Annotated in this window: 18 protein-coding genes; 9 read left to right on the top strand and 9 right to left on the bottom strand. The window is 71.0% G+C overall.

The annotated features are described in order from the left end of the window. Nucleotides 1-67 precede the first annotated feature (67 nt). Nucleotides 68-2137 carry a PQQ-dependent sugar dehydrogenase gene (locus JHB91_RS11045; RefSeq protein ID WP_199472905.1) on the top strand — a complete coding sequence of 690 codons (2070 nt, stop codon included), beginning with the start codon at nucleotides 68-70 and terminating at the stop codon, nucleotides 2135-2137. A gap of 24 nt (nucleotides 2138-2161) precedes the next feature. Here JHB91_RS11045 and JHB91_RS11040 read toward each other — a convergent pair whose 3' ends face one another. The 4 genes from JHB91_RS11040 to JHB91_RS11025 form a co-directional block, all read right to left on the bottom strand. After that, the gene (locus JHB91_RS11040; protein WP_199472904.1) at nucleotides 2162-5449 is read right to left on the bottom strand and encodes an ankyrin repeat domain-containing protein; all 3288 of its coding nucleotides are present in this window, start codon (nucleotides 5447-5449) and stop codon (nucleotides 2162-2164) included. After that, nucleotides 5442-5714 carry a YcgL domain-containing protein gene (locus JHB91_RS11035; RefSeq protein ID WP_199373874.1) on the bottom strand — a complete coding sequence of 91 codons (273 nt, stop codon included), beginning with the start codon at nucleotides 5712-5714 and terminating at the stop codon, nucleotides 5442-5444. Before JHB91_RS11035 ends, JHB91_RS11040 begins: the two co-directional genes overlap by 8 nt. Nucleotides 5715-5853: 139 nt before the next feature. Beyond that, entirely contained in the window at nucleotides 5854-6867 is a 1014-nt protein-coding gene (gene cydB, locus JHB91_RS11030) for a cytochrome d ubiquinol oxidase subunit II (RefSeq protein WP_199472903.1), read from the bottom strand. Continuing rightward, complete coding sequence (locus JHB91_RS11025) at nucleotides 6864-8273, bottom strand: cytochrome ubiquinol oxidase subunit I (protein ID WP_199472902.1); 1410 nt, start codon at nucleotides 8271-8273, stop codon at nucleotides 6864-6866. Before JHB91_RS11025 ends, cydB begins: the two co-directional genes overlap by 4 nt. 165 nt (nucleotides 8274-8438) lie before the next feature. Between JHB91_RS11025 and JHB91_RS11020 the strand changes: the two genes are divergently transcribed. After that, the gene (locus JHB91_RS11020; RefSeq protein WP_199472901.1) at nucleotides 8439-10829 is read left to right on the top strand and encodes a S9 family peptidase; all 2391 of its coding nucleotides are present in this window, start codon (nucleotides 8439-8441) and stop codon (nucleotides 10827-10829) included. Between the two features lie 31 nt (nucleotides 10830-10860). After that, nucleotides 10861-11793, top strand: coding sequence for an oxygen-dependent coproporphyrinogen oxidase (hemF, locus tag JHB91_RS11015; protein ID WP_199472900.1), 933 nt, complete (start codon nucleotides 10861-10863; stop codon nucleotides 11791-11793). A 15-nt stretch (nucleotides 11794-11808) separates the two neighbouring features. Here the strand turns inward: hemF and JHB91_RS11010 are convergent, their stop codons facing one another. Further along, the gene (locus JHB91_RS11010) at nucleotides 11809-12294 is read right to left on the bottom strand and encodes a YetF domain-containing protein (RefSeq protein WP_199373884.1); all 486 of its coding nucleotides are present in this window, start codon (nucleotides 12292-12294) and stop codon (nucleotides 11809-11811) included. A 177-nt stretch (nucleotides 12295-12471) separates the two neighbouring features. On the opposite strand from JHB91_RS11010, the gene JHB91_RS11005 reads away from it, so the two are divergent. Then, nucleotides 12472-14268 carry a sensor domain-containing diguanylate cyclase gene (locus JHB91_RS11005; protein ID WP_199472899.1) on the top strand — a complete coding sequence of 599 codons (1797 nt, stop codon included), beginning with the start codon at nucleotides 12472-12474 and terminating at the stop codon, nucleotides 14266-14268. On the opposite strand, the gene glk is transcribed toward JHB91_RS11005, so the two are convergent. Next, on the bottom strand, nucleotides 14244-15290 hold the full coding sequence (glk, locus tag JHB91_RS11000) for a glucokinase (RefSeq protein ID WP_199472898.1): 1047 nt from the start codon (nucleotides 15288-15290) through the stop codon (nucleotides 14244-14246). The two genes, JHB91_RS11005 and glk, sit on opposite strands and share 25 nt — an antisense overlap. 275 nt (nucleotides 15291-15565) lie before the next feature. Then, nucleotides 15566-18325, bottom strand: a complete 2760-nt coding sequence (gene polA, locus JHB91_RS10995) for a DNA polymerase I (protein ID WP_199472897.1) — start codon at nucleotides 18323-18325, stop codon at nucleotides 15566-15568. 75 nt (nucleotides 18326-18400) lie between these two features. Between polA and JHB91_RS10990 the strand changes: the two genes are divergently transcribed. From JHB91_RS10990 to JHB91_RS10975, 4 genes are all read left to right on the top strand, one after another. Continuing rightward, complete coding sequence (locus JHB91_RS10990) at nucleotides 18401-18688, top strand: DUF2782 domain-containing protein (protein ID WP_199373892.1); 288 nt, start codon at nucleotides 18401-18403, stop codon at nucleotides 18686-18688. Further along, nucleotides 18679-19377 carry a DUF502 domain-containing protein gene (locus JHB91_RS10985; protein WP_199472896.1) on the top strand — a complete coding sequence of 233 codons (699 nt, stop codon included), beginning with the start codon at nucleotides 18679-18681 and terminating at the stop codon, nucleotides 19375-19377. Before JHB91_RS10990 ends, JHB91_RS10985 begins: the two co-directional genes overlap by 10 nt. Nucleotides 19378-19536: 159 nt before the next feature. Next, nucleotides 19537-20106 (top strand): manganese efflux pump MntP family protein, encoded by a 570-nt coding sequence (locus tag JHB91_RS10980; RefSeq protein ID WP_199472895.1) that lies wholly within the window; start codon nucleotides 19537-19539, stop codon nucleotides 20104-20106. An 86-nt stretch (nucleotides 20107-20192) separates the two neighbouring features. Next, nucleotides 20193-20438, top strand: a complete 246-nt coding sequence (locus tag JHB91_RS10975) for a hypothetical protein (RefSeq protein WP_199472894.1) — start codon at nucleotides 20193-20195, stop codon at nucleotides 20436-20438. 10 nt (nucleotides 20439-20448) lie between these two features. On the opposite strand, the gene uvrD is transcribed toward JHB91_RS10975, so the two are convergent. Both uvrD and JHB91_RS10965 read right to left on the bottom strand, forming a co-directional pair. After that, complete coding sequence (gene uvrD, locus JHB91_RS10970; RefSeq protein WP_199472893.1) at nucleotides 20449-22629, bottom strand: DNA helicase II; 2181 nt, start codon at nucleotides 22627-22629, stop codon at nucleotides 20449-20451. 62 nt (nucleotides 22630-22691) lie between these two features. Further along, nucleotides 22692-23324 (bottom strand): TIGR00645 family protein, encoded by a 633-nt coding sequence (locus tag JHB91_RS10965; RefSeq protein WP_199472892.1) that lies wholly within the window; start codon nucleotides 23322-23324, stop codon nucleotides 22692-22694. A gap of 184 nt (nucleotides 23325-23508) precedes the next feature. On the opposite strand from JHB91_RS10965, the gene JHB91_RS10960 reads away from it, so the two are divergent. Further along, nucleotides 23509-24210, top strand: a complete 702-nt coding sequence (locus tag JHB91_RS10960) for a glutathione S-transferase N-terminal domain-containing protein (protein ID WP_199472891.1) — start codon at nucleotides 23509-23511, stop codon at nucleotides 24208-24210. Nucleotides 24211-24275 lie beyond the last annotated feature (65 nt).

Below are 24275 nucleotides of genomic sequence, written 5' to 3'. Positions count from 1 at the left end.
GCGTTGACGTGGGCCGGCACCGATGCGCGATACTCGGCCGCACAGGGATCGACAACCGGGGTATCGCATGTCCAAGGGACTGTTCCGCGCTTCCATCGTCGCCGCCATCCTGCTCGCCTGGAGTACCGCCGCAGACGCCAGCCGGTTTGGCCGCGACGGCTTCTCCGGCAACCCCGGCACCAACAACGGCGCCACCTGCACCGCCTGCCATGCCCCCGGCGCAGCACTGCCCACGGTCACGATCAGCGGCCCGCAGACCCTGGATGCCAACACGATCGCCGAGTACACGGTGACCATCGCAGGCGGCCCCGGCGTCACAGGTGGTGTCGGCGTGTCGTCCTCGCGTGCCGCCGGCAGCTTCGAGGCGGTCGGCAGCGACGTGCATGTGGTCGGTACCGAGCTCTCGCATACCCAACCGAAGGCCTTCGCCGCGGGCACGGTGAGCTTCCGTTTCCGCTGGCGCGCGCCGGCCTGGAACGGCCCCATCACCCTGTACGCCGCCGGCAACTCGAGCAACGGCCAGCTGAGCCTGCTCGGCGACGGCATCGGCACCAGGCAACTCACCGTCAACGTGCAGAACGGCAGTGCCGAGCCGCCACCGCCACAGCCCCCGCCGCCGGCCGCCGCCTCGCTTGCGATCTTCGCCACCGGCCTCTCGCAGCCGGTGGTGATCACCCACGCCGGCGACGCTCGGCTGTTCGTTGCCGAGCAGCCGGGCCGCATCCGCGTGATCGACAACGGAGTGGTGCTGCCCACGCCGTTCCTCGACATCACCGCGCGCGTCGATGACGCAGGCAACGAGCAGGGCCTGCTCGGCCTCGCCTTCCACCCGGAGTACGCCAGCAACGGCTACTTCTACGTCAACTACATCTTCGACCCGCCGGCCAGCACCCTGGACCGCACGCGCATCTCGCGCTTCACGGTGGGCGCCAACGCCAACGTCGCCGACCCCGCCTCCGAAGTGGTGCTGATGGAGTTCGAGCAGCCCTACAGCAACCACAACGGCGGCGACCTGCAGTTCGGGCCCGACGGCTACCTGTACATCGCCTCCGGCGACGGCGGCAGCGGCGGCGATCCGCAGAACAACGCGCAGAACCCGGGTCGCCCGCTCGGCAAGCTGCTGCGCATCGACGTGGATGGCGGCGGCGGCACGCCCGACTGCAACCTGGTGGCGGCCAACCACTACGGCATCCCGCCTGGCAACGCGTACACCGATGGCGATGGTGGCGCGGGCTGCGACGAGATCTTCGCCCTGGGCCTGCGCAACCCGTGGCGCATCGCCTTCGACGCGGTCACCGGCAACCTGTGGATCGCCGACGTCGGCCAGAGTGCGCGCGAGGAGATCAACTTCGTGCCGGCGGGCACCGCTGCGGGGCTGAACTTCGGCTGGCGCTGCTATGAGGGCGACCAGCCGTACAACACCGCCGGCTGCAACGGTGCCTACTTCGCGCCGCTGGTCACCACCTCGCATTCGGCCGGCAATTGTTCGATCACCGGCGGGCGCGTGTATCGCGGCAGCGCATCGCCGGCGCTCGCCGGGCGCTATTTCTTCACCGATTACTGCAACACCGCGATCCGCACGGTGACGTTCGCCAACGGCCAGCCGGTGGTGGAGAGCCCGATCCCGGCGGGTGCGGTCGGCCAGCCGGTCGCGTTCGGCGAAGACGTGTTCGGCGAGCTCTATGTCGCCAGCCTGACCGGCACGGTCTATCGCATCGTGGGCGCGGGCGACACGCCGCCGTCGCAGCTCGCCACGCTCTCCAACCAGTGCCTGCACGCGCTCGGCACCGGCCTCGCGGGCGGCACCAAGCTGGCCGCGTGGCCATGCAACGGCAGCGCGGCGCAGCGCTGGATCCTGCGTGCCGACGGCTCGCTGCTGAACCCGGCGTCCGGCGGCTGCGTGGACGTGCCCAACGGCGACACCCGCCCCGGCGCGGTGCAGCTGCGGCTCAGTGCCTGCAACGGCCAGGCGGCGCAGCGTTTCACGACGACTGCCGCGAACGAACTGCGTGGCGTCGGCGGCCTGTGCATGGACGAATCACGCAAGGTGCGTCGCCGCGTGCAGATGTATACCTGCGACGGCAGCGACCACCAGGTCTGGTTCTTCGCACCTTCGCCGGCGCGCGCCGCGCGCTGAGCACGGACGCGGGCGCCGGCTGGATCAGCGCGGCTCCCGCAGGAACCGCGCCATCGACACGCCCGTGGTCGGTGGCGCGAACTCGGCGGCCACGTCCACGAAGCCGCGCATGACCGCGATCTCGCGCGGGGTGCGGTTGAGGGCATCGCGCAGGTCGGGATCGCAGCCTGCGCGCAGCAGGTGGTGGGCCAGGCGCAACAGGCCGTGCAGCGCGGCCAGGTGCAGCGGCCCGAAGCCGCGCGGATCCTGGGCATCCAGCTCGGCGTCTTCATCAAGCAGGCGGTCGACGGCGGGCAGCACCACGTCCTCGTCGCAGGCGGTCCCCGGCTCGGCGCGCGCGCCGAGCAGCAGCAGCAGCGGAGTCACGCCGCCCGCGGCACGGGCACCGGGCTCGGCGCCGGCCAGCAGCAGGGTGTCGAACAGCGCCAGCAGGCGCGGCCGGTCGCGGGCCGTGAACCCGAACAGCGCCGCGCAGTGCAGCGGCGTGAGGCCCTGCGCGTCGGCGGTCTGGATGTTGGCGCCGGCCGCCAGCAGGCGCGCACAGATGTCGGGCAGGCCCAGCGCCGAGGCGAGCATCAGCACGGTGACCTCGCCGGGCAGGCGCTGCTCGAGGCCAACGCGCGCGTCGAGCAGCCGCTCGACGATGTCGCCGTGGCGCATGCTGACCGCGGCCGACAGCGGCGTGGCGCCGGTGTGTGCGGCGCATTGCGGGTCGGCACCGCGTTCCAGCAGGAGTTCGAGGGTGGTGGCGTGGCCGCCGCCGGCGGCACGCAGCAGTGCGCTGCAGCCCTGCGCGTCGGCGGTGTCGACCGCGAAGCCGAGGTCGAGCAGGCGACGCACCGCGTCGTGGTCGCCGACCATGGCGGCGGCCGGGAGGTCACCGGCACGCAGCGGACGGCCGGGCAGCGGCCAGCCGCGCCAGTCGAGCCAGTCGGCGAGATCGCGCCGCCCGGCCGAAAGCGCGACGCCGAGCGGGGTCTGGCCGTCGGCGGCGCGCACTTCGGGCGATGCCCCGCCCTTCACCAGCAGCTTCAGCGCCGGCTCGCGCGCCAGCGCGGCGGCGATGTGCAGCGCGGTCATGCCATGGGCATCGCGCAGGTCGAGGTCGATGCCGGCAGTGACCAGGCGCTCCAGCATGCGCATCCAGCCGAGGCGTACGGCCAGCGCCGGAGCGTGGTCGCCTTCCGGCGACGGCGCGAACACGTCCACGCCCTGGTCGACGAGTTCGAGCGCGAACTGCTCCAGTCCGCGACCGGCCTGGTCGCTGCGCGCGCAGGCGCCGAGGAATCGCGCCAGGCCGCCGGCCCCCGCCACCGAGGCGCCGCCACGCAGCAGCGCCTGCAGCGCCTGCAGGGCGTCGGGGCCGCGCGCCAGCAGGCGCATGGCCACGGTGTCACCGCCGTCGACGCGCACGTCGGGGTCGGCACCACGCGCCAGCAGCCAGTCGATGCGCTCGACCGAAAGGGGGGCGTCGTCGTCGACCAGCAGCTCGCCCAGCTCGGCCGCGGTGACCAGCTGCAGCAGCGGCTCAAGCTGGTCGTAGCGCGCTTCGCGCAGCTGCCCGCGCAGCACCACGAGCGGCGCACGGTCGACCGGCACGCCGGGGTCGTCGGGATCGTCACCGAACACGCTGGCCGGCAGAGGGTGCGCGGGATCGACCGCCGCCACCAGTGCCCAGCGGCCCGCGGCCGCGGCATGGTCGATCGCGCGCTTGCCGCCACCGTCCACGGCGTCGGTGGCCACGCCCAGCTCCAGCAGCCGCTTCACCAGCGCGGGCGATGCCGGCTCGGCGAGGCAGGCGAGGTGCAGGGCGCTGCGACCCTCGCTGTCGATGGCGTGCACGTCGGCGCGCGTGGCCAGCAGTTCGAACGCGGCGATGCCGCCGCCGCGCGCGGCGTCGAGCAGCGGCGTGCGGCCCTGGGCATCGCGGGCATCGATCGCGGCGTGGGCCTCGATCAGCGCGGTGACGATCTCCGCATGCCCGGCCAGCGCCGCTTCGTGCAATGCGCTGCGGCCGCCGGCATCGCGCGCGTCGACCTTGGCCTTGTGCTTGAGCAGCAGGGTGACGCCGGCGATATCGTCATCCTCGCCACCGGCGGCGGCTAGCAGCGCCGGCGTGCCGCCGGCCGGCTCCGGCCTGGCGCCGCGCTCCAGCAGGAAGCGCGCCAGGCGCCAGTTGCCGCTGGCGCAGGCGATGCCGAGCGGGGTGACGCCGTCGTTGTTGAGCACGTCGACTTCGGCCGCGGCGTCGCGCAGCAGTGCGGCCACGCCGGGGTCGGAGCTGCGCGCGGCGTGGTGCAGAGGCGTGTTGCCGTCGCGGTCGACGGCACGCGGATCGGCGCCGTTGGCCAGCAATGTCGTGACCGCGTCCGGCCGGCCGTGCCAGCTGTCGCGGGTGGCCGCGAGCAGCGGGGTGACGCCGGCGTGTGAGGCGTTGAGCTCCACGCCGCCTGCGATCAGCGCGCGCAGCAGGCGCAGGTCCGGGAGCACGGCGGCGAGCACCGGCAGCGAGCGCTGGTCGCGCTCGTCGGCCGGCGGAAGCGCCCGCGGATCGCAGCCGGCTTCGAGCAGCGCCAGCGCGCGATCGACGCGGCCGCTGCGGGCCGCGGCGTAAAGCGCGGCCACGGGATCGCCAGCGCCGTCATCCAGGTCCACGGCCGGGCCGTCCGGCCCCGGCATGTCCACCACGTCCAGCGCCACCATGTCCGGGGCGCCCGCGCGCTGCAGCGCCCAGTGCAGCGCCGGCCAGGCTACCGCCGCCAACGCGACCAGCAGCCAGCGTGCGTTGCCCGCCACCAGGCCCGGCCAGCCCAGCGCCAGGCCGAGCGCGAGGATCGCGGCGATCGCCAGCGCCACGCGCAGCCCGGCCCAGCTCGAGCCGTCGCGGTCGTCCAGCGTGCGCCAGTGGGCGGCGAGCGTGCCTCCGCCGTCGCGCTCGGCGGCGTGCCACAGCGGCCACAGCCGCCACAGCGCAATGACCCCCAGACCCGCGGTCGCGCTCAGCGCCAGCGCGGCGCCCAGCGATGCGCCACCGCTCGCCAGCAGTGCCGACAGCGGCCAGCCGACCAGCAGCGCCGTGGCGCCCATGGCCAGCGCCCACAGCAGCAGCAGGGCAAGCAGGTCGCGGCGCAGGCCGGTCGTATCGACCGCCGCGTGCGTGCCGCGCCAAAGGCGCACGCCGAGCGCAATCAGCGGCTGCGCCAGCCACGCCGCGGGCACGGCAATCGCCGCGACCACAGTGGCGGCCGTGAGCAGGAGTCCGGCGCCGAGGACCAGACCGGCGCGCGGCTGCAGGCGTGGCGACTCAGGCATCGGTGCCCCAATCCTCGGTCATCGGATCCAGCGCCTGCCGCGGCGGCATCTGCAGGTGGAAGCCGCGCAGCGCGAGGTTGCCGCGGACCACCGCGGCGTCCTCGATCGCCAGCTTGCGCCCCGGCTCCAGGTTCACGTCGAGGACGAACCGCAGCTCGCCGAGTTCGGCACGCAGCGACTCCGGAAGGCGGTCGAACTCCTCCCGGGCGGCGAGATAGACATAGGTGTCGGCCTTGCGAAGGCTCTTGTAGACGAAAGCGTGCATCGACGGGTCTGCGGTCGGTTGGTGCCGACGGGCGGACATCGCGCATCGACGCACCGGGGCGGAAGCGTGCAGCATAAAGCAACCGCGCCGCGAAGCCCGCCGCGGGCGCCAGCCGGAGGCGCCGCGCGACGGCGGAGGTTCAGTGGTAGCCGGAATCGGCTTCGATCTTGCCGCGGAACACCGAATACGACCACGCCGTGTAGCCGAGGATCACCGGCAGCAGCACCACCAGCCCGCCGAGCACGAACAGCTGCGACGACGGCGGCGACGCGGCCTCCCAGATGCTCAGCGACGGCGGCACGATGTTCGGCCAGATGCCCAGCACCAGGCCGATGAAGCCCAGCAGGAAAAAGCTCAGCGACAGCAGGAACGGCCGCACGTCGCGCCCCTCGTACATGGTGGCGCGCCACAGCGCGAACACGTTGGCCAGCGCCAGCAGCGGCACCGGCGCGAGCCACCAGAAGTTGCCTTCGGCGAACCAGCGCGCCATCACCTGCGAATCGAGGAACGGCAGCCAGGCGCTGACCAGCCCCATGAACACCGCGACCACCAGCACCAGCGGACGCGCCAGCGTGCGCGCCACCAGCTGCAGCCGGCCGGCGGTCTTCAGGATCAGCCAGCACGCGCCAAGCAGCGCGTAGCCGAACAGCACCGCGGCGCCGGTCAGCATCGAGAACGGGCTGAACCAGTCGAAGATGCCGCCGACATACTTGCCCGCCTCCAGCGGCATGCCTTCGACCAGCGCGCCGAGGATCACGCCCTGCGAGAACGCCGCCACCATCGAGCCGACCGCGAACGCGCCGCCCCAGAAACGCTTCGCGCGCCGCGCCTTGAAGCGGAACTCGAAGGCCACGCCGCGGAAGATCAGCGCGATCAGCATCAGCAGCACCGGCACGTACAGCGCCGACAGCACCACGGCGTACGCCTTGGGGAATGCCGCCAGCAGCGCCGTTCCACCGAGCACCAGCCAGGTCTCGTTGCCGTCCCAGATCGGCGCCGCCGTGTTCATCATGTGGTCGAGCTGGTCGCTGTCCTCGGCGAACGGCGCCAGGATGCCCAGGCCGAGCACGAAGCCGTCGAGCAGCACGTACATCAGCACGCCGAAGCCGATCACGCCGAACCAGACCACCGGCAGCCAGGTCTCCATGCTCATGGCCCCGCCTCCGCGGCATCGTCGTCATCGCCGACAGACAGCGGCCGCGCCGGCGTCTTGTCGCCACCTTCGGTGTCCGGGGCCTCCTCGAACGGCTGCGGGCCCTTGCGCACCAGCCCCAGCAGGTACCAGCTGCCGGCGCCGAAGATCACCGCATAGGCGACCGCATAGGTGGCCAGCGAGGCCATCACCGCCGCCGCCTCGATGTTGGGACTGACCGCCTCGCTGGTGCGCAGCAGCCCGTAGACCACGTACGGCTGGCGGCCGATCTCCACCACGTACCAGCCGGCAAGCAGGGCGATGAAACCCGCCGGGCTCAGCAGCCGCCAGCCATCGAGCAGCCAGCGCGAGCCGAACAGGCGCCCGCGCCACCACGCGAACGCGGAGGCCAGCGCCAGCAGCAGCATCGCCACGCCCAGTCCGACCATGATCCGGAAGCCCCAGAACACCGGCAGCACCGGAGGCCGCTCGCTGGCCGGGACCGCTTTCAGCGGCTGGATCTCGCCGTCCCAGCTGTGGGTCAGGATCAGGCTGCCCAGCCGCGGTACCGCGACCTCGTAACGGTTGCGCTCCTGTTCCGCATCGGGCCATGCGAACAGCACCAGTGGCACGCCCGCCCCCGGCTCGCCCGTTTCCCAGTGTCCTTCCATCGCCGCCAGCTTCACCGGCTGGTGCTCGCCGACGTTCAGTCCGTGCAGGTCGCCCACCAGCACCTGCAGCGGCAGCGCGATCGCGGCGAACGCCACCGCGAGCTTCAGCATCCGCCGCCCCTCCGCCACGTGCACGCCGCGGCGCAGGTACCAGGCGCTCACGCCGCCGATCACGAAGCAGGTGGTGATGAACGCCGCCAGCACCATGTGCGCCAGCCGGTACGGGAACGACGGATTGAAGATGATCGCCATCCAGTCGACCGGCTGGAACATGCCGTCGACGATCTCGTGGCCCTGCGGTGTCTGCATCCAGCTGTTGGCGGCGAGGATCCAGAACGTCGAGAACAGCGTACCGAGCGCCACCATGCAGGTCGCGAAGAAATGCAGCCTGGGCGACACCCGCTTCCAGCCGAACAGCATCACGCCGAGGAAACTGGCTTCGAGGAAGAACGCGGTGAGCACCTCGTAGGCGAGCAGCGGTCCGAGGATCGCGCCGGCGCGCTCGGAGAGCACCGCCCAGTTGGTGCCGAACTGGAAGCTCATCACGATGCCGCTCACCACGCCCATGCCGAACGAGATCGCGAAGATCCTGAGCCAGAAGAAGTACAGGTCGCGCCACATCGTGTCGCGGGTGCGCAGCCAGCGCCATTCCAGGAACGCGAGCCAGTGCGCCAGGCCGATGGTGAAGGCCGGGAACAGGATGTGGAACGAAATCACGAAGCCAAACTGGATCCGCGAGAGCAGCAATGCATCCACGCCGTTCTCCGCGATGCGGGCGGGCGCATCGCCGCCGACGATTGTGCGCCGAAACCGGCGTGACCGCGGTTCGGGCCACGTGAACACCACCATGACCACCGGCCCACGGGCATGACGCGGGCCGGCTGCTACGCTGGCGCGTCACGTTCCAGGGGTCCCTGCACCATGCGCCATCGCTCCGTCGCTCCATTCCTGTCGCTGCTGCTCGCCGCGGTTCCGGCGGGCCACGCCCTGGCCCAACCCGCGCAGGTACTCGACCTGCACCAGGTGATGGCCGACCCGGACTGGATCGGCCAGCCGGTCGAGCGGATGTGGTGGTCGTGGGACGGCGGTACCGCCTACTACAGCGCCAAGCGCATCGGCAGCAACGTCCGCGACACATACGCCCAGCCGATCGCCGGGGGCGCGGCGACGCTGGTCGATGGCGCTGCCCGCGGCGGAATCGATGCGCTCAACCCGCTTTACGATGTGGCGCGCAACCGCATGGCGTTCGTGCGCAACGGCGACGTCTTCGTCCGCGACCTGCGCGGCGGCACGCTGCAGCAGCTGACGCGCAGCGAGGCGCTGGAATCGCAGCTGCAGTGGGCGCGCGATGGCGCGCTGGTGTGGCGCAGCGGCAACGACTGGTTCCGCTGGAGCGCCGCGACCGGGGTCGGCCAGGCGACCAGCCTCAAGGCCGAGGACGCCCCGGGCACCCCGCCCAAGGCCGACGAGCTCCGCGAGCGCCAGCTGCGCTACATCGAGACGCTGCGCGTGGAACGCGCGCGCCGCGACGGGATGCGCGAGCAGGCCGACGCCTGGCGCCGCGCCGACGCCACCCGCGCGCCGGCCCCGGCATACCTCGGCAAGGACGTCGAGATCCAGGGCAGCGCGCTGTCACCGGACGGCCGCTGGCTGCTGGCGGTCACCCAGGCCAAGGGCGCCGAGTCGGGTCAGAAGGGCAAGATGCCGCAGTACGTCACCGAATCCGGCTACGAGGAGTTCGAGGACGTGCGCACCCGCGTCGGCCGCGCCGATCCCGCGCCGCAGTCGTTCTGGCTGGTGTCGGTGGCCGATGGCCAGGTGCGCGAGCTGAAGACCGACAGCCTGCCGGGCATCACCGCCGACCCGCTGGCGGCGCTGCGCAAGGCGGCGGGCCAGGACGCGCTGAAGGGCCACCGCGCCGTGCGCATCGAGGCCGGCGGCCCCGACGGCATCACCGACGCCGCACGCTGGAGCGACGACAGCCGCGGCCTGGCGCTGATGCTGCACTCGGTGGACAACAAGGACCGCTGGCTGGCCACCGTCGACCTGGCGCAGGCGCGGCTGCAGCCGGTGCACCGCCTGACCGACGCCGCCTGGATCAACTGGGGCTTCAACGACTTCGGCTGGATGCCTGACGGCGGCGACCTGTGGTTCCTTTCCGAAGAGTCCGGCTGGTCGCACCTGTACCGGGCGTCCGGCGGCCGTGCCAGGGCGCTGACCTCGGGGCGCTGGGAAGCGTCGATGCCGGTGCTGTCCGCCGACGGCCGCGGCTTCCTGTTCCTGTGCAACCGCGCGCGTCCGGGCGACTACGAGGTCTGCCAGGTGGACGCCGCGGGTGGCGAGGTGCGCGAACTCACCACGCTCGACGGCGTCGAGGATTTCGTCGCTTCGCCCGACGGCAGCCGCGTGCTGGTGCGCCATTCGTCGAGCTACGTGCCGCCGCAGCTGTCGGTGGTCGAGGCCGCGGGCGGCAGCGCGCGCCAGCTCACCGACACCCGTTCTGCGGAATTCAAGCGCTTCGACTGGCTGCAGCCGGAGTACGTGCAGGTGCCGTCGAAGCACGGTGCCGGCGCCGTCTGGGGCAAGTACTACGGTCCTGCCACGATGGAGCCGGGGCGCAACTACCCGGTTGTGATGTTCGTGCACGGCGCCGGCTACCTGCAGAACGTCAGCGACCGCTACCCGAACTACTTCCGCGAGCAGATGTTCCACAACCTGCTGGTGCAGCAGGGCTACATCGTGCTGGACCTGGATTTCCGCGCCTCCGAAGGCTACGGCCGCGACTGGCGCACGGCGATCTACCGGCAGATGGGCCATCCGGAACTCGAGGACCATCTCGACGGCATCGACTGGCTGGTCGCGCACAAGCAGGCCGACCGCGAGCGCGTCGGCATCTACGGCGGCAGCTACGGCGGGTTCCTGACGTTCATGGCGCTGTTCCGCGAGCCGGGCACGTTCAAGGCCGGCGCGGCGCTGCGCCCGGTGAGCGACTGGTCGCAGTACAACCACGCCTACACCGCGAACATCCTCAACACGCCGGCGCTCGATCCGGGCGCCTACGCGAAGTCGTCGCCGCTGGAGTATGCGGAGGGCCTGCAGGACCACCTGCTGATCGCGCACGGCATGATCGACGACAACGTGTTCTACAAGGACTCGGTGATGCTGGCGCAGCGCCTGATCGAGCTGCGCAAGGACAAGTGGGAGCTGGCGAGCTATCCGCTGGAGCGGCACGGGTTCGTGCATGCCGACTCCTGGTACGACGAGTACCGGCGCATCCTCGAGTTGTTCAACCGCACGCTCAAGGCGCCCTGAGGGCGCCGGCACGGCGGCTTACAATGGCGCCATGAACGATTTCGACCGCGTCCGCGGCTACCTGACCGACCTGCAGGACCGCATCTGCGCGGCCATGGAAGGCGCCGACGGCGCCGCCCGGTTCCATGAGGACGCCTGGACACGGCCCGACGACAGCGCCGACGGCGGCCTGTCCGGCGGCGGGCGCACCCGCATCCTGCGCGACGGCGCGGTGTTCGAGCAGGCCGGCATCGGCTTCTCCGACGTCTCCGGCACCCGCCTGCCGCCGTCGGCCACGGCCAACCGGCCGGAGCTCGCCGGCGCCTCGTGGCGCGCGGTCGGCGTGTCGCTGGTGTTCCACCCGCGCAATCCCTACCTGCCCACCACCCACGCCAACGTCCGCCATTTTCGCGCCGAGCGCGATGGCGCCACCGTGGCCTCGTGGTTCGGCGGCGGCTTCGACCTCACGCCCTTCTACCCCTTCCACGACGACGTGCTGCACTGGCACCGCACCGCGCGCGCGCTGTGCGAGCCGTTCGGCGGCGAGGCGCGCTACGCGGCGCACAAGCGCTGGTGCGACGAGTACTTCTTCCTGAAGCACCGCGACGAGACGCGCGGCGTCGGCGGCCTGTTCTTCGACGACCTGGCCGACGACTTCGAACGCGACTTCGCCTACACGCGCGCGGTCGGCGACGGCTTCCTCGATGCGTGGCTGCCGATCGTGGAGCGTCGCAAGGGAATGCCATATGGCGAGCGCGAGCGCGAATTCCAGCTCTACCGCCGCGGCCGCTACGTCGAGTTCAACCTGGTCTGGGACCGCGGCACGCACTTCGGCCTGCAGTCGGGCGGCCGCAGCGAATCGATCCTGATGAGCCTGCCGCCGCTGGCACGCTGGGAATACGGGTACCAGCCCGAGCCGGGCAGCGCCGAAGCGCGCCTGGCCGACTACCTGCGGCCGCGTGACTGGCTGGCGGAGCCGGGCTGAGCCTCCGCGACCGGCTCAGCGCGAGTCATCCTTGCGCGGGACCACGGTGATGGTGCCGTCGACCTCCAGGGTCACCAGCGCGGCACCCGAGACGTCGGGCAGGCCGCTGTCGCGCAGCGCCTCCTCGAGGTCCTTGCGGCTGATGTTCTGGGCTCGCAGGACCGGTTCGAACATCACCCCGTCGCGTGCCAGCAGCACCGGACTGCCCTCGACGAGCTTCTCCACCCGCCGGCTGCGCGCGGTCACGAAGCCCACCACCCAGTTGCAGGCGACCAGGGTGGCGGCCAGCAGCAATCCGCCGAGCAGCGAGGAATCCTCGCCGAGGAGCGCGTTCTGCACCGCGCTTCCCAGCAGCACCACGACCAGCAGGTCGAAGGGCGTGAACTGGCCCACCGTGCGCTTGCCGGACAGGCGCAGCATCGCCAGCAGCATGAAATAGACCGCAACCGCGCGCAGCATGAACTCCCACCACGGCATCGCGAGTGCGAACAGGTCGGACATGGCGCGTGCACCTCTGGACGGGCGACGAGTGTCCCACCGCGCCGTGAAGGAGGTGCGCTCGCGGGCCTGGAGCGCGGTGCATGCCGGGGGCACGACGGGTGACTCCGCGCGACGCCGCGGTGGCGCCTCCTGCACGTGGCGTGGGCTAAAGTGCCGGTCCGCACCCCCGAGACCGTCATGCTTCACCGCCTGAGACTGCCGCGTACGTATTGGGCCGACCGGTCCCTCCTGGCATTCCTGATCGCGACGACCGCGTGGCTCTCGCTCACCCTCGCGCGCGGGCCGGGCGAACTGGCCGCGATCTGGGTGGGCAACGGCATCCTCACCGGCTGGCTGCTGTCCAGGCGCACGGCGACATGGCCCGGCTACATCGCGGTCGCGTTCGCGGCGGAGTTGCCGGCACGCATGCTGGCCGGCGACGAGCCCTCGTACGCGTTCGCCATCGCGGCATGCAACCTGCTTGAAGTGCTGACAGTGGCCGGCTTCGTCCGCAGCCGCGTACCCGACATCCGTGCACCGAAGGACTGGGTCGGGCTGGGTGGCATCGCGACAGGGTCGACGCTCGTGGCCTGCGCGGTGTCCGGACTGATCGCCGCGAGCGTGGCGCAGGCCTTGCACGGCCAGGACTTCGTGCGCTCCCTCGGTGGCTGGTATGCCGCCCACGTCGTCGGCATGGTGATCCTGGCCACCACGACCCTGGTCGCACAGCGCGAGGGGCTGGGCCTGTTCATTGCGCCGGGCCGGCGCTGGAGCCTGGCGATCACCATGGCGGTGCTGGTCGCGGTGGGGTCCGGCGTGTTCCTCACCAGCTACCCGGTGCTGTTCCTGACCTATCCCGCCCTGCTGCTCGTCGCCATGCGCCACCAGTTCGTGGGCGTGGCACTGGGCGTGATCGCCCTGGGGCTGATTGCAGCCGTCGCCACCACCCTGGGGCACGGGCCGCTGTGGCTGCGCGCGGACCTCGACGGCGCAGGCCGGATCGCGCTGCTGCAGATCTACCTCGCGGGTGGCTGCCTGATGACCATCCCCATGTGCCTGGCCATGGCCGAACGCAAGCGCCTCGCCGCGCGCCTGGGTGAGAGCGAACGCCGCTACCGCATGCTCGCCGACCATTCGCATGACGTCATCGCCCGGATCCGGGCTGATGGCGAACGCGTGTATGTGTCGCCATCGGCAGCGGAGATGTTCGGCCGGACACCCGCGGAAATGCTAGGCTCGCGCTGGGACATCGTGCATCCCGACGATGTCGCGCAGCAACGGCAGGCCATGGCCGAGGTGCTTGCCACCGGTGAAACCCGCACCGACATCTACCGGGTGCGGCACAAGGATGGCCACCACGTCTGGATCGAGGCGGTCGCGCGGTGCATCCCCGCTGACGACGGCAGCGGCCCGCCCGACCTCATGCTCACCGCGCGCAACATCAGCCGGCGCGTGGCGGCCGAGCAGGCGCTCGCGGAGAGCCGGCGCGAACTGGAGCGGCTGTCCCGCGTCGATGCCCTCACCGACCTGGCCAACCGGCGCCAGTTCGAGGAACGCTTCGCGCTGGCGCTGAAGCGGCTGCAGCGCCACGGCATGCCGGTCGCGCTGATGTGCCTGGACATCGACCACTTCAAGCAGATCAATGACGGCCACGGCCACGCCGCCGGAGACACCGTGCTGCAGGTGTTCGCGAAGCGCCTGTGCGACAGCGTGCGCGAGACCGACCTGGTCGCGCGCCTGGGCGGCGACGAGTTCGTCATCCTGATCGAGGACGCCGCGCCCGGCGCGGCCGAAACCATCGCGCGCAAGGTGGTCGACGCGACCGCCGGGGCGATCGATGCCGGCGGCACCCTGCTCACCGTCACCACCAGCATCGGCATCGCCTACGCGCAGCGGCCCACCGCTGCCGCGAAACTGATGGCGATGGCGGACGCCGCGCTGTACGAGGCGAAGAAGGCGGGCCGCAACCGCTACGAGGTCGCCACGGTGTCCTGAGGCCCCGCAGCGGCCGGGTCCGGCCCGGCCTCGCGAAGCGCCATCGCCGCACCCAGCAGCCCGGGATTGGCATGGGTGGCGACCTGGATCGACACCGGTTCGAGGTAGGCGGCGAAGCGGCCTTTGGCGAGGAAGCGTTCGCGGAACGCGCTCGCGCGCAGGAAGGGAATGAAGCGCGGCACGATGCCACCGGCAATCACCACCGCGCGCGCGCCATGCACGAGGGCGACGTCGCCGGCGACGCTGCCGAGGATCGCGCAGAAGCGCGCCAGTGCGCGCCGCGATGCCACGTCATGCCCGTCCAGCGCGGCGGCGACGATGTCGGCGGGATCGCGCAGCGGCGCATCCCCGCCGAACGGCGAACCCGTGGCGCCGTCATCCTGGCGCAGCACGGCATCGATCGCGGACAACCCGCTGCCCGACAGCAGCCGTTCCCAGGACACGCGGCCATGGCGCGCGGTCGCCCAGTCCGCCAGCGCGCGCTCCTCCTCGCCCAGCGGGGCGAAGCCGACGTGGCCGCCTTCGGTCTCCACTGCATGCCAGCCGCGCACGGCGTCACCCACCAGCAGGCCGACGCCGAAGCCGGTGCCGGGCCCGAGCACGGAGACCGGGCCGCGCGTGAAGTCGTGCCCCTGGCCATAGAGCGCGACACGCTCGCTTGGCGCCAGCACGGGCACCGCGCGCGCGACGGCGCCGAAATCGTTGATCAGGCGCAGTTCCTCGAGCCCGAGCGAGGCGCGCAGCTCATGCCGGCTGAACGACCAGGCGCGATTGGTCAGGCGGATGCCGTCGCCGTCGACCGGGGCGGCCAACGCGATCGCCGCGCGCCGCGGGCGCGCACCCACGGCGGCGAGGTAATGCTCGGCCGCGTGCTGCAGGCTGGCGAACCCGGCGTTGCGCAGGGACTGAACCTCGTGCAGCTCCGGCACGGGCAGCGACGGGTCGCACAGGGCGAAACGCGCATTTGTGCCGCCGATGTCGGCGATCAGCGCAAGGTCGCTGGTCGAAGGGAGGCTCGTCACGGGCTCCAATGTACGTGCATACGATTCCAGGATCGCGGGCAATAAAAAGCCCCGCAGGCAGGGGGGGCCGGCGGGGCTGGAGAACGGGGCTCGGGGAGAAGCCGTCGTTCCGGGGTCGATCAGCTCCAGGGGAGGGAGTGATCAGTGACAGACCTTGCATCTGTCACGGGCTATATGACCACCGCGCACATTGATAGTTCGTGAAGAACTTCGTTAACTTTCTGTTGGATTCAGCCGACGTTTAGCGGGCCGCCCGGCAACAGAATCTGAATGCGTCAATGCGCCTGTTCCCAGTTGTCGCCGATGCCGCTGTCGACCACGAGGGGCACGCGCAGGGCGGCGGCCCCGGTCATGCGCTCCACCACCGCCGGCAGCAGGGTGGCGACGAAATCCGCATCGCATTCGAACACCAGTTCGTCGTGCACCTGCAGGATCATCCGCGCGCGGTCGGCGTGGCCGGCCAGCCACGCATCCACCGACACCATCGCGCGCTTGATGATGTCGGCCGCGGTGCCCTGCATCGGCGCGTTGATCGCGGCGCGCTCGGCACCGGCGCGCTGCGGCTGCGTGCCGCGGCTGATGTACTCGAGGTAGAGGCGGCGGCCGGAGACCGTTTCCACGTAGCCCTGCTCGCGCGCCTGCGCGCGGGTGCGCTCCATGAAGTCGCGCACGCCCGGATAGCGCGAGAAATACAGCGCGATGTAGTCCTGCGCCTCGCCGCGTGGGATGCCGAGGTTGCGCGCCAGGCCGAACGCACCCATGCCGTACATCAGCCCGAAGTTGATCGCCTTGGCGGCGCGGCGCTCGTCGCCGGTGACCTCGTCCAGCGTGCGCCCGAACACTTCCGCCGCGGTCGCGCGGTGGATGTCGGCGCCGGCCTCGAACGCCGCGACCAGGCCGGCGTCCTGCGACAGGTGCGCCATGATCCGCAACTCGATCTGCGAGTAGTCGCAGGCCACCAGCTTGCGCCCCGGCGGCGCGATGAAGGCGGTACGGATGCGGCGCCCGTCCTCGGTGCGGATCGGGATGTTCTGCAGGTTGGGATCGCTCGACGCCAGCCGCCCGGTGGCAGCGCCCGCCTGCTGGTAACTGGTGTGCAGGCGGCCGGTGTCGGGATTGATCATCTCCGGCAGCTTGTCGGTGTAGGTACCACGCAGTTTGGCGAGGCTGCGGTAGTCCAGGATCACCCGCGGCAGCTCGTGCAGGTCGGCGATCGCCTCCAGCGCCTCTTCGTTGGCGGAAGGCTGGCCTTTCGGCGTCTTCACCAGCGTCGGCAGCTTCAGCTCGTCGTAGAGCAGCGCGCAGACCTGCTTGGGCGAGTCCAGGTTGAAGGTACGCCCGGCAAGCTCGGTGCCGCGCTGCTGCAGCTCCAGCATGCGCCGGCCCAGGCCCGCGCCCTGGCGGCGCAGCTCGTCGGCGTCGACCAGCACGCCATTGGCCTCGATGCGCGCCAGCACCGGCACCAGTGGCATCTCGATGTCGCGATACACGCCGGTGAGACCCGGCTCATCGGCCAGCCGCGCCGACATCACGCGGTGCAGGCGCAGGGTGATGTCGGCATCTTCGGCGGCATAGCGCGTGGCGTCGTCGATGGCGACCTGCGAGAACCGGATCTGCTTGGCACCCTTGCCGGCGACGTCCTCGTAGGCGACGGTCTGGTAGCCGAGTTCGCGCCGTGCCAGCGAATCCATGTCGTGGCGCGCGCGCCCCGAATCGAGCACGAAGCTTTCCAGCAGCGTGTCGTCGGCGTAGCCGGCAACGGCCACGCCGTGGCGGCGCAGCACGTGCAGGTCGTACTTGCCGTTCTGGCCGACCTTGCGCACCGCGGGGTCTTCCAGCAGCGGCCGGAGCGCGTCAAGCGCTTCGGCGCGCGGCAGCTGCGCAGGCGCGCCGGGGTAGTCGTGGCCCAGCGGGAGGTAGGCAGCGTGCCCCGGCTCGAGGCAGAAGCTGATGCCGACCAGGTTGGCGCGCATGGCGTCGAGCGAGTCGGTCTCGGTGTCGAGCGCGAACAGCCCCGCGGCGCGCAGGCGCGCGATCCAGTCGTGCAGCTGTGCAGCCTCGAGCACCGTCTCGTAGCGGCCCGGTGCGGCGAGCGCCGGATCGGTCGGGGCCGCGGGCGTGCTTGGCGCCACGAATCCGGCACCGGGGCGGGTGAATCCGGCACGCGCCGGCACCACGCCCGCGGCGTTGCCACCGTCGAGGTCCTTCAGCGCCTGCACGAATCCGTAGCGTTGGTAGAGCGCGCGCAGGGTCTCGGTGGCGGGCTCGCGCAGGCGCAGCGCGTCGGGTTCCAGGCCCAGTTCCAGGTCGGTGCGGATGGTGGCCAGGGTGCGGTTGAGCGGCAGCCGGTCGAGCGCCTCGCGCAGGTTGTCGCCGATCTTGCCCTTGACCTCGGCGGCATTGGCGATCACGCCGTCCAGCGAGTCGTACGCCGCCAGCCACTTGGCCGCGGTCTTCGGCCCGCACTTGTCGATGCCCGGGATGTTGTCGACCGCGTCGCCCATCAGCGCCAGGAAGTCGACGATCTGGTCGGGGCGCACGCCGAATTTCGCGAATACCGCTTCGGCGGAATCGGTGCGGCTGCCGCTCATGGTGTTGACCAGTGCCACGCCCGGGCGCACCAGCTGCGCGAAGTCCTTGTCGCCCGTGGAAATGGTGACGTCGATGCCGTCCGCGGCGGCGGCGAGTGCCAGCGTGCCGATGACGTCGTCCGCCTCCACGCCCGGCACGCGGAGGATCGGCAGGCCCAGGGCCTCCACGATCCCACACATCGGCTGCACCTGCGCGCGCAGGTCGTCGGGCATCGGTGGGCGGTTGGCCTTGTAGTCCGGGAAGATGTCGTCGCGGAAGGTCTTGCCGGGCGCGTCGACCACGAAGGCCACGAAGTCCGGCTTTTCCTTCAGCGTTGCGCGCAGCATGTTGACCACGCCGAACAGCGCGCCGGTCGGCTCGCCCTCGGCGTTCGACAGCGGCGGCAGCGCGTGGAAGGCGCGGTAGAGGTAGGAGGAACCGTCGATCAGGACCAGGCGCGTCATGCCGCGGATTCTACGTGGTCGCCGGGCGACGGCGGCGCTGGCGCATACTCACGGCCCTTGCCACGGGAGAACGCCATGAAGCGCCTTGCGACCACCCTGCTCGTTGCCATGTCCCTGGGCGCATGCGCCAGCATGGGCGATCCCGCCACCGGCATCCCGGCCGACGCCGAGCAGGCCACCCGCACCGAGTCCAACGGCGACGTGGTCACCGAGTACCGCGTCGACGGTCGCCTGCGCGCGTTGAAGGTCACGCCGTCGCGAGGCGCGCCGTACTACCTGTTCGACCGCAATGGCGACGGCATCGTCGACGACGAACGCGACGGCGTGTCACCCGTCTACTTCAAGCTGTTCGAGTGGAACTGAAACCGGCCGCCAGCGCGGACCCCGCGGCGCCCGCCGGCGGCAAGCGCCTCAACCCGCTGCTCGGCACCTGGCTGACCGGCCTGCTGGCGGTGCTGCCGCTGGTGCTGACCCTGGTGCTGCTGGGCTGGGCGGTGGGCATCGTCAACCGGTTCATCGGCCCGAACAGCCTGTTCGGCCGTTCGTTCACGGTGTTCGGCGACTGGTTCGCCGCGCACCCGATGCTGGCGTACCTGTTCGGCACGTTGCTGCTGGTGGTGGTCATCTACGTGCTGGGCCTGCTGGTGCAGTCGCGCCTCAAGGCGCCGATGAAGGCGCTGCTCGACGGCACCATGCGCCGCATCCCGCTGGTCGGCAGCGTCTACGCGCTGGCCGACCGCTTCGTGTCGGTGATCGGCGACCGCCAGGAGGCGGACATCGCGGCAATGAGCCCGGTGTGGTGCTTCTTCGGTGGCGACGGCGTGGCCGTGCTCGGCCTGTTGCCGAATCCGGAGCCGGTGCACATCGACGGCCGCACCTACCTGACCGTGCTGGTGCCCACCGCACCCATCCCGGTCGGAGGCGGGCTGCTCTACGTGCCCGCGGAGTGGGTGAAACCGGCCGATTTCGGCATCGACACCCTGACCAGCGTGTACCTGTCGATGGGCATCACCCTGCCGCGTGGTAAAATTCCGCGTTCCGTTGGGGAGTAGCCGGCTTCCGTCCCCGGAAGCGTCCGCGTCAACATGCTCGGCAACACATGCCGTGGCGCGGAACACCATCCAGGTTGGCGAGACCATCGGCACGCAGGTGCGATCTCCGGGTCGGGCACGCCGCGTGCCGTTGTCCGCACGCCCGGCCCTGGACCCCACATGCATCCACTTTCGATCCTCCTGCTCGGCATCGCGATGTCGACCGACGCGTTTGCCGCCGCCGTCGGCAAGGGCGCGGCGATGCGCACGCCGCGGCTGCGCGATGCGCTGCGCGCCGGGCTGATCTTCGGCGTCATCGAGGGCCTGACTCCCGTCATCGGCTGGGCACTGGGCACCGCGGCCGCGCCGTACGTGCGGGCCTGGGACCACTGGATCGCGTTCACGCTGCTGGTGCTGCTTGGCCTGCGCATGATCTGGGCCGGACTGCGCAGCGACGATGATGCAGGCGATCCACCGAACCACCACGGATTCTGGGCACTCGCCGCCACCGGGTTCGCGACAAGCATCGATGCGATGGTGGTGGGCGTGGGCCTCGCGTTCCTCGACGTCAACATCATGGTCGTGGCGGCGGTGATCGGACTGACCACGCTGGTGATGGTGACCCTGGGCATCCTGCTGGGTCGCGTGCTGGGCGCGCTGGCGGGCAAGCGCGCCGAGATCGGCGGCGGCGTGATGCTGCTGGTGATCGGCTGCTTCATCCTCTACGAGCACGTCACCGGCGCAGCGTGAGGTCGCAGTGTTCGCGGCACGCGCCACTTCACGTTCCGTACAATGCGCCGGCAACAGAATCCTCGAAACAGAACAGATGGAATCGAATGTACGGTCGCGAGCGACGCAAGCCGCAGGCCAGTGAGCCTGCCACGCTGCGCGCCGGTCTCACCCCGGCACAAGTGAAGGCACTGGAGACGCTCGAGCATTTCGGCTGGACGCTGAAGTTCGTGCGTCGGCCGATGTTCCAGGACGCGATTCCCGTGGTCGTGGACCGCGAAGGCAAGCGCCATGCCGTGCTGCTTCCCGACGGCACGCTGGACGACTCGCCCGCGTTCGCGATCCGCGACTGACGCATCGCCCTCAGGCCGGCTGCAGCTTCGCGTAGGCCATCACCAGCCACTTGCTGCCGACGTCGTCGAAGTTGACCTGCACACGCGCATGCGCGCCAGCGCCCTCGATGTCGGTCACCACGCCGCCGCCGAAGCTGGCGTGGAGCACGTTCTGTCCCACCATCAGCCCGGCCGTGTCCTCGACCAGCGCGTGACCGTGGTCGCGACGCGGCGTCGGCGTGAAGCGCGGCCGCTGCACCTGCACCTTCGGCCGCACCTCGTTGAGCAGGGCCGGCGGGATCTCGCGCAGGAAGCGCGAGGGCATGCCGTACATGTCCTGGCCGTGCAGGCGCCGCGTCTCGGCATGGCTCAGCACCAGCTTCTGGCGCGCACGGGTGATGCCCACGTAGGCCAGCCGCCGTTCCTCTTCGAGGCGCCCGGCCTCTTCGATGGAGCGCGTGTTCGGGAACAGGCCTTCTTCCAGGCCCGCCAGGAACACCAGCGGGAACTCCAGGCCCTTGGCGCTGTGCAGGGTCATCAGCTGCACGCCGTCCTCGCCGGCCTGGGCCTGGCCTTCGCCGGCTTCGAGCGCGGCGTAGGCGAGGAACGCCACCAGGTCGTCCATGCCGGCGCTGTCGTCGTCGTCGCCGCGCACGAAGCGTGAGGCCACCGACACCAGCTCGTCGAGGTTGTCGACGCGCGAGTCGAGGCTGCCCTTGGACTCGCGCGCGTAGTGCTCGCGCAGGCCCGATCGCAGCAGCACGTGGTCGATCTTGTCCTTCAGCGGCAGCTCGCCGAGCTCGCCGCCGATCGCATCGATCAGCGCGTGGAAAGCCGCCAGCGCGTTGCGCGCACGCCCGGCCAGCCCGCCCGACTGCGCTTCGCGCACCGACGCCTCCCACAGCGACACGCTGTCGCGGCGCGCACGCATGCGCACTTCGTCCAGCGTGCGCCCGCCGATGCCGCGCACCGGCGTGTTGACCGCGCGCTCGAAGGCGGCGTCGTCGGCGTGGTTGGCGACCAGGCGCAGGTAGGCCAGCGTGTCCTTGACCTCGGCGCGTTCGAAGAAGCGCACGCCGCCATAGACGCGGTACGGCAGCTGCGCGGCGAGCAGCTTCTCCTCGATGATCCGCGACTGCGCGTTGCTGCGGTACAGCACCGCGCAATCACCGTGGCTGCCGCCGTCGCGCACCCACTCGCGGATGCGGCCGACGATGTATTCGGCCTCGTCGATCTCGTTGTAGGCCGCGAACAGGTCGATCGGGTCGCCCTGCCCGCTTTCCGTCCACAGCCGCTTGCCCAGGCGCTGCGGGTTGTGGGCGATCACCGCGTTGGCGGCGTCGAGGATGCTGGCGGTGGAGCGGTAGTTCTGCTCCAGGCGGATGGTCTGCGCGCCGTCGAAATCCTGCAGGAAGCGCTGCACGTTCTCGACCTTGGCGCCGCGCCAGCCGTAGATCGCCTGGTCGTCGTCGCCGACCACGAACACCTGGCCGGCCTCGCCCGCCAGCAGCCGCACGAACCCGTACTGGATGGCGTTGGTGTCCTGGAACTCGTCCACCAGCAGGTGCGCGAAGCGCTGGCGGTAGTGCGCCAGCAGCACCGGCGTGTCGCGCAGCAGCTCGTGCGCGCGCAGCAGGATCTCGGCGAAGTCCACCAGCCCGGCGCGGTCGCAGCGCTCCTGGTACAGCGCGTACGCCTTGAGCATCACCGACGACCACTCGTCCTGGCCGTCCTGGATGTGCGCCGCGCGCCGGCCTTCATCCTTCTGCGCGTTGATCCACCACGCGATCTGGCGCGGCGGAAAGCGTGCTTCGTCCAGCTCGAGCTGCTGCACCACGCGCTTCACCAGCCGCAGCTGGTCGTCGGAATCGAGGATCTGGAACGCTTCCGGCAGCTTCGCGTCCTGCCAGTGGAGGCGCAGCAGGCGGTGCGCCAGGCCGTGGAAGGTGCCGATCCACAGGCCGCGGCTGCCATGGCGCAGCAGCGCGTCGGTGCGGTGGCGCATCTCGGCCGCGGCCTTGTTGGTGAAGGTGACCGCGAAGATGCCGTGCACCGGCACCGCGTAGACCTCGTTCAGCCAGGCGATGCGGTGGGTGAGCACGCGGGTCTTGCCCGAACCGGCGCCGGCAAGCACCAGGTAGTGGCCGGGAGGCGCCGAAACGGCCTCGCGCTGGGCCTCGTTGAGGCCGTCGAGCAGGTGGGAGACATCCATCGCGGCATTTTACGCGACGCGGGACGCCCCCACCGATGACGCGGCGCGCGGCCGCGCCGCGCTCAGTGCGCGTGTTCGCGCCGGGTGGCCGACCCCGTCATCAGCTTGTCGGTCCAGGCGATGCCCATCGCCGACAGGATGAAGGCGAAATGGATCACCGTCTGCCACAGCACGCCCATTTCGGTGGCGTTGGTGCAGGCCTTGCCCTTGATGCCCGCCGCGGCGGCCGCGGTCACCGCGGCAATGCCCTCGGCCGACGTGCAGTACGGCAGCCCGCTGCCCAGCGTGCCGGCTTCGATGAAGGTCTTCAGAAGGTGGATGGACGAGATGCCGATGATCGCCATCGCCAGCTTCACCTTGAGCACGCTGGCGTTCACGTGCGACAGCCATTCCGGCTGGTCCGGGTGGTCCTTCAGCCCAAGGCGCGAGACGAATGTCTCGTAGCCGCCCACGATCACCATCACCAGCAGGTTGGAGATCATCACCACGTCGATCAGGCCGAGCACGATCAGCATGATCTCCTGCTCGCCCAGCGACGGGGTCAGCTGGATCAGGTGCACCAGCTCCTTGGCGAACAGGAACACGTACACGCACTGCGCGGCGATCAGGCCCAGGTACAGCGGGAGCTGCAGCCAGCGGGAACTGAAGATGAGGTGGGGGAGCAGGCCGAGCCTGGGTACTGGGGGTCGCGACATCGGGATCCTTGGCGAGGGAAAAACCGGCGAAGCGTAGCGGCCGCCCGCCGCCGCTGCCAAGCGGCACGACGTTGACCCCCGCCAGCGCCCCGCCGGGGCGACGTGACGCAGCGTTGCGCCCGCACGCGCGCGTCGGCGAGGCACGCCGGCCTAGACTCCACTGCCCACCCGCGAGGAGCCCGCCATGATCGACCTCCACTACTGGCCGACGCCGAATGGCCACAAGGTCACCCTGCTCCTCGAGGAGGCCGGGCTGGAGTACCGGATTGTTCCGGTCGACATCGGCAAGGGCGCGCAGTTCGCGCCGGACTTCCTCGCCATCTCGCCCAACAACAAGATGCCGGCGATCGTCGACACCGCGCCGGCGGATGGCGGCGCGCCGGTCAGCGTGTTCGAGTCCGGCGCGATCCTGCTGTACCTGGCCGAGAAGACGGGGCGTTTCCTGCCCGCCGACCTGCGCGGCCGTGCCGCCACGCTGGAGTGGCTGTTCTGGCAGATGGGCGGGCTGGGCCCGATGACCGGCCAGTACGGCCATTTCAACGTCTACGCGCCCGAGAAGATCCCGTACGCCATCGACCGCTACACCCGCGAGGTGGAGCGCCTGCTGTCGGTGCTCGACAGGCGCCTGGCCGGCCGCGCGTTCATCGCCGGCGACGCCTACACGATCGCCGACATGGCCGCCTACCCCTGGATCAACCCCTACACCAGCGCCCCGGTCGACCTGGCACCGTTCGCGGAGCTGCGCCGCTGGCAGGCGGCGATCGCCGCGCGCCCGGCCACGCAGCGCGCCTACGCGCTGGCGGCGCAGGTGAATCCGGACCTCGACAAGCCGATGTCGGACGAGGCGAAGGCGCAGCTGTTCGGCCAGGGCGCGCGCCGCGACTGACGCTTCACCGGCGCCGACCCGCTTGCCCCGCCCGGGGAACCCGGCGGGGGCTTGCGGCATGATGG

The sequence above is a fragment of the Luteimonas sp. MC1828 genome (genome assembly GCF_016461615.1).
Lineage (GTDB): Bacteria > Pseudomonadota > Gammaproteobacteria > Xanthomonadales > Xanthomonadaceae > Luteimonas.
This window is presented reverse-complemented; position numbering and strand designations above follow the sequence as displayed.

Coding starts and splice junctions, on each gene's coding strand:
- uvrD (WP_199472893.1), bottom strand. CDS start 22,629: ATGGATGTCTCCCACCTGCTCGACGGCCTCAACGAGGCCCAGCGCGAG.
- JHB91_RS11020 (WP_199472901.1), top strand. CDS start 8,439: ATGCGCCATCGCTCCGTCGCTCCATTCCTGTCGCTGCTGCTCGCCGCG.
- JHB91_RS11010 (WP_199373884.1), bottom strand. CDS start 12,294: ATGTCCGACCTGTTCGCACTCGCGATGCCGTGGTGGGAGTTCATGCTG.
- JHB91_RS11045 (WP_199472905.1), top strand. CDS start 68: ATGTCCAAGGGACTGTTCCGCGCTTCCATCGTCGCCGCCATCCTGCTC.
- JHB91_RS10965 (WP_199472892.1), bottom strand. CDS start 23,324: ATGTCGCGACCCCCAGTACCCAGGCTCGGCCTGCTCCCCCACCTCATC.
- polA (WP_199472897.1), bottom strand. CDS start 18,325: ATGACGCGCCTGGTCCTGATCGACGGTTCCTCCTACCTCTACCGCGCC.
- hemF (WP_199472900.1), top strand. CDS start 10,861: ATGAACGATTTCGACCGCGTCCGCGGCTACCTGACCGACCTGCAGGAC.
- JHB91_RS11035 (WP_199373874.1), bottom strand. CDS start 5,714: ATGCACGCTTTCGTCTACAAGAGCCTTCGCAAGGCCGACACCTATGTC.
- JHB91_RS10980 (WP_199472895.1), top strand. CDS start 19,537: ATGCATCCACTTTCGATCCTCCTGCTCGGCATCGCGATGTCGACCGAC.
- JHB91_RS10960 (WP_199472891.1), top strand. CDS start 23,509: ATGATCGACCTCCACTACTGGCCGACGCCGAATGGCCACAAGGTCACC.
- JHB91_RS11040 (WP_199472904.1), bottom strand. CDS start 5,449: ATGCCTGAGTCGCCACGCCTGCAGCCGCGCGCCGGTCTGGTCCTCGGC.
- JHB91_RS11005 (WP_199472899.1), top strand. CDS start 12,472: ATGCTTCACCGCCTGAGACTGCCGCGTACGTATTGGGCCGACCGGTCC.
- JHB91_RS10990 (WP_199373892.1), top strand. CDS start 18,401: ATGAAGCGCCTTGCGACCACCCTGCTCGTTGCCATGTCCCTGGGCGCA.
- cydB (WP_199472903.1), bottom strand. CDS start 6,867: ATGAGCATGGAGACCTGGCTGCCGGTGGTCTGGTTCGGCGTGATCGGC.
- JHB91_RS10975 (WP_199472894.1), top strand. CDS start 20,193: ATGTACGGTCGCGAGCGACGCAAGCCGCAGGCCAGTGAGCCTGCCACG.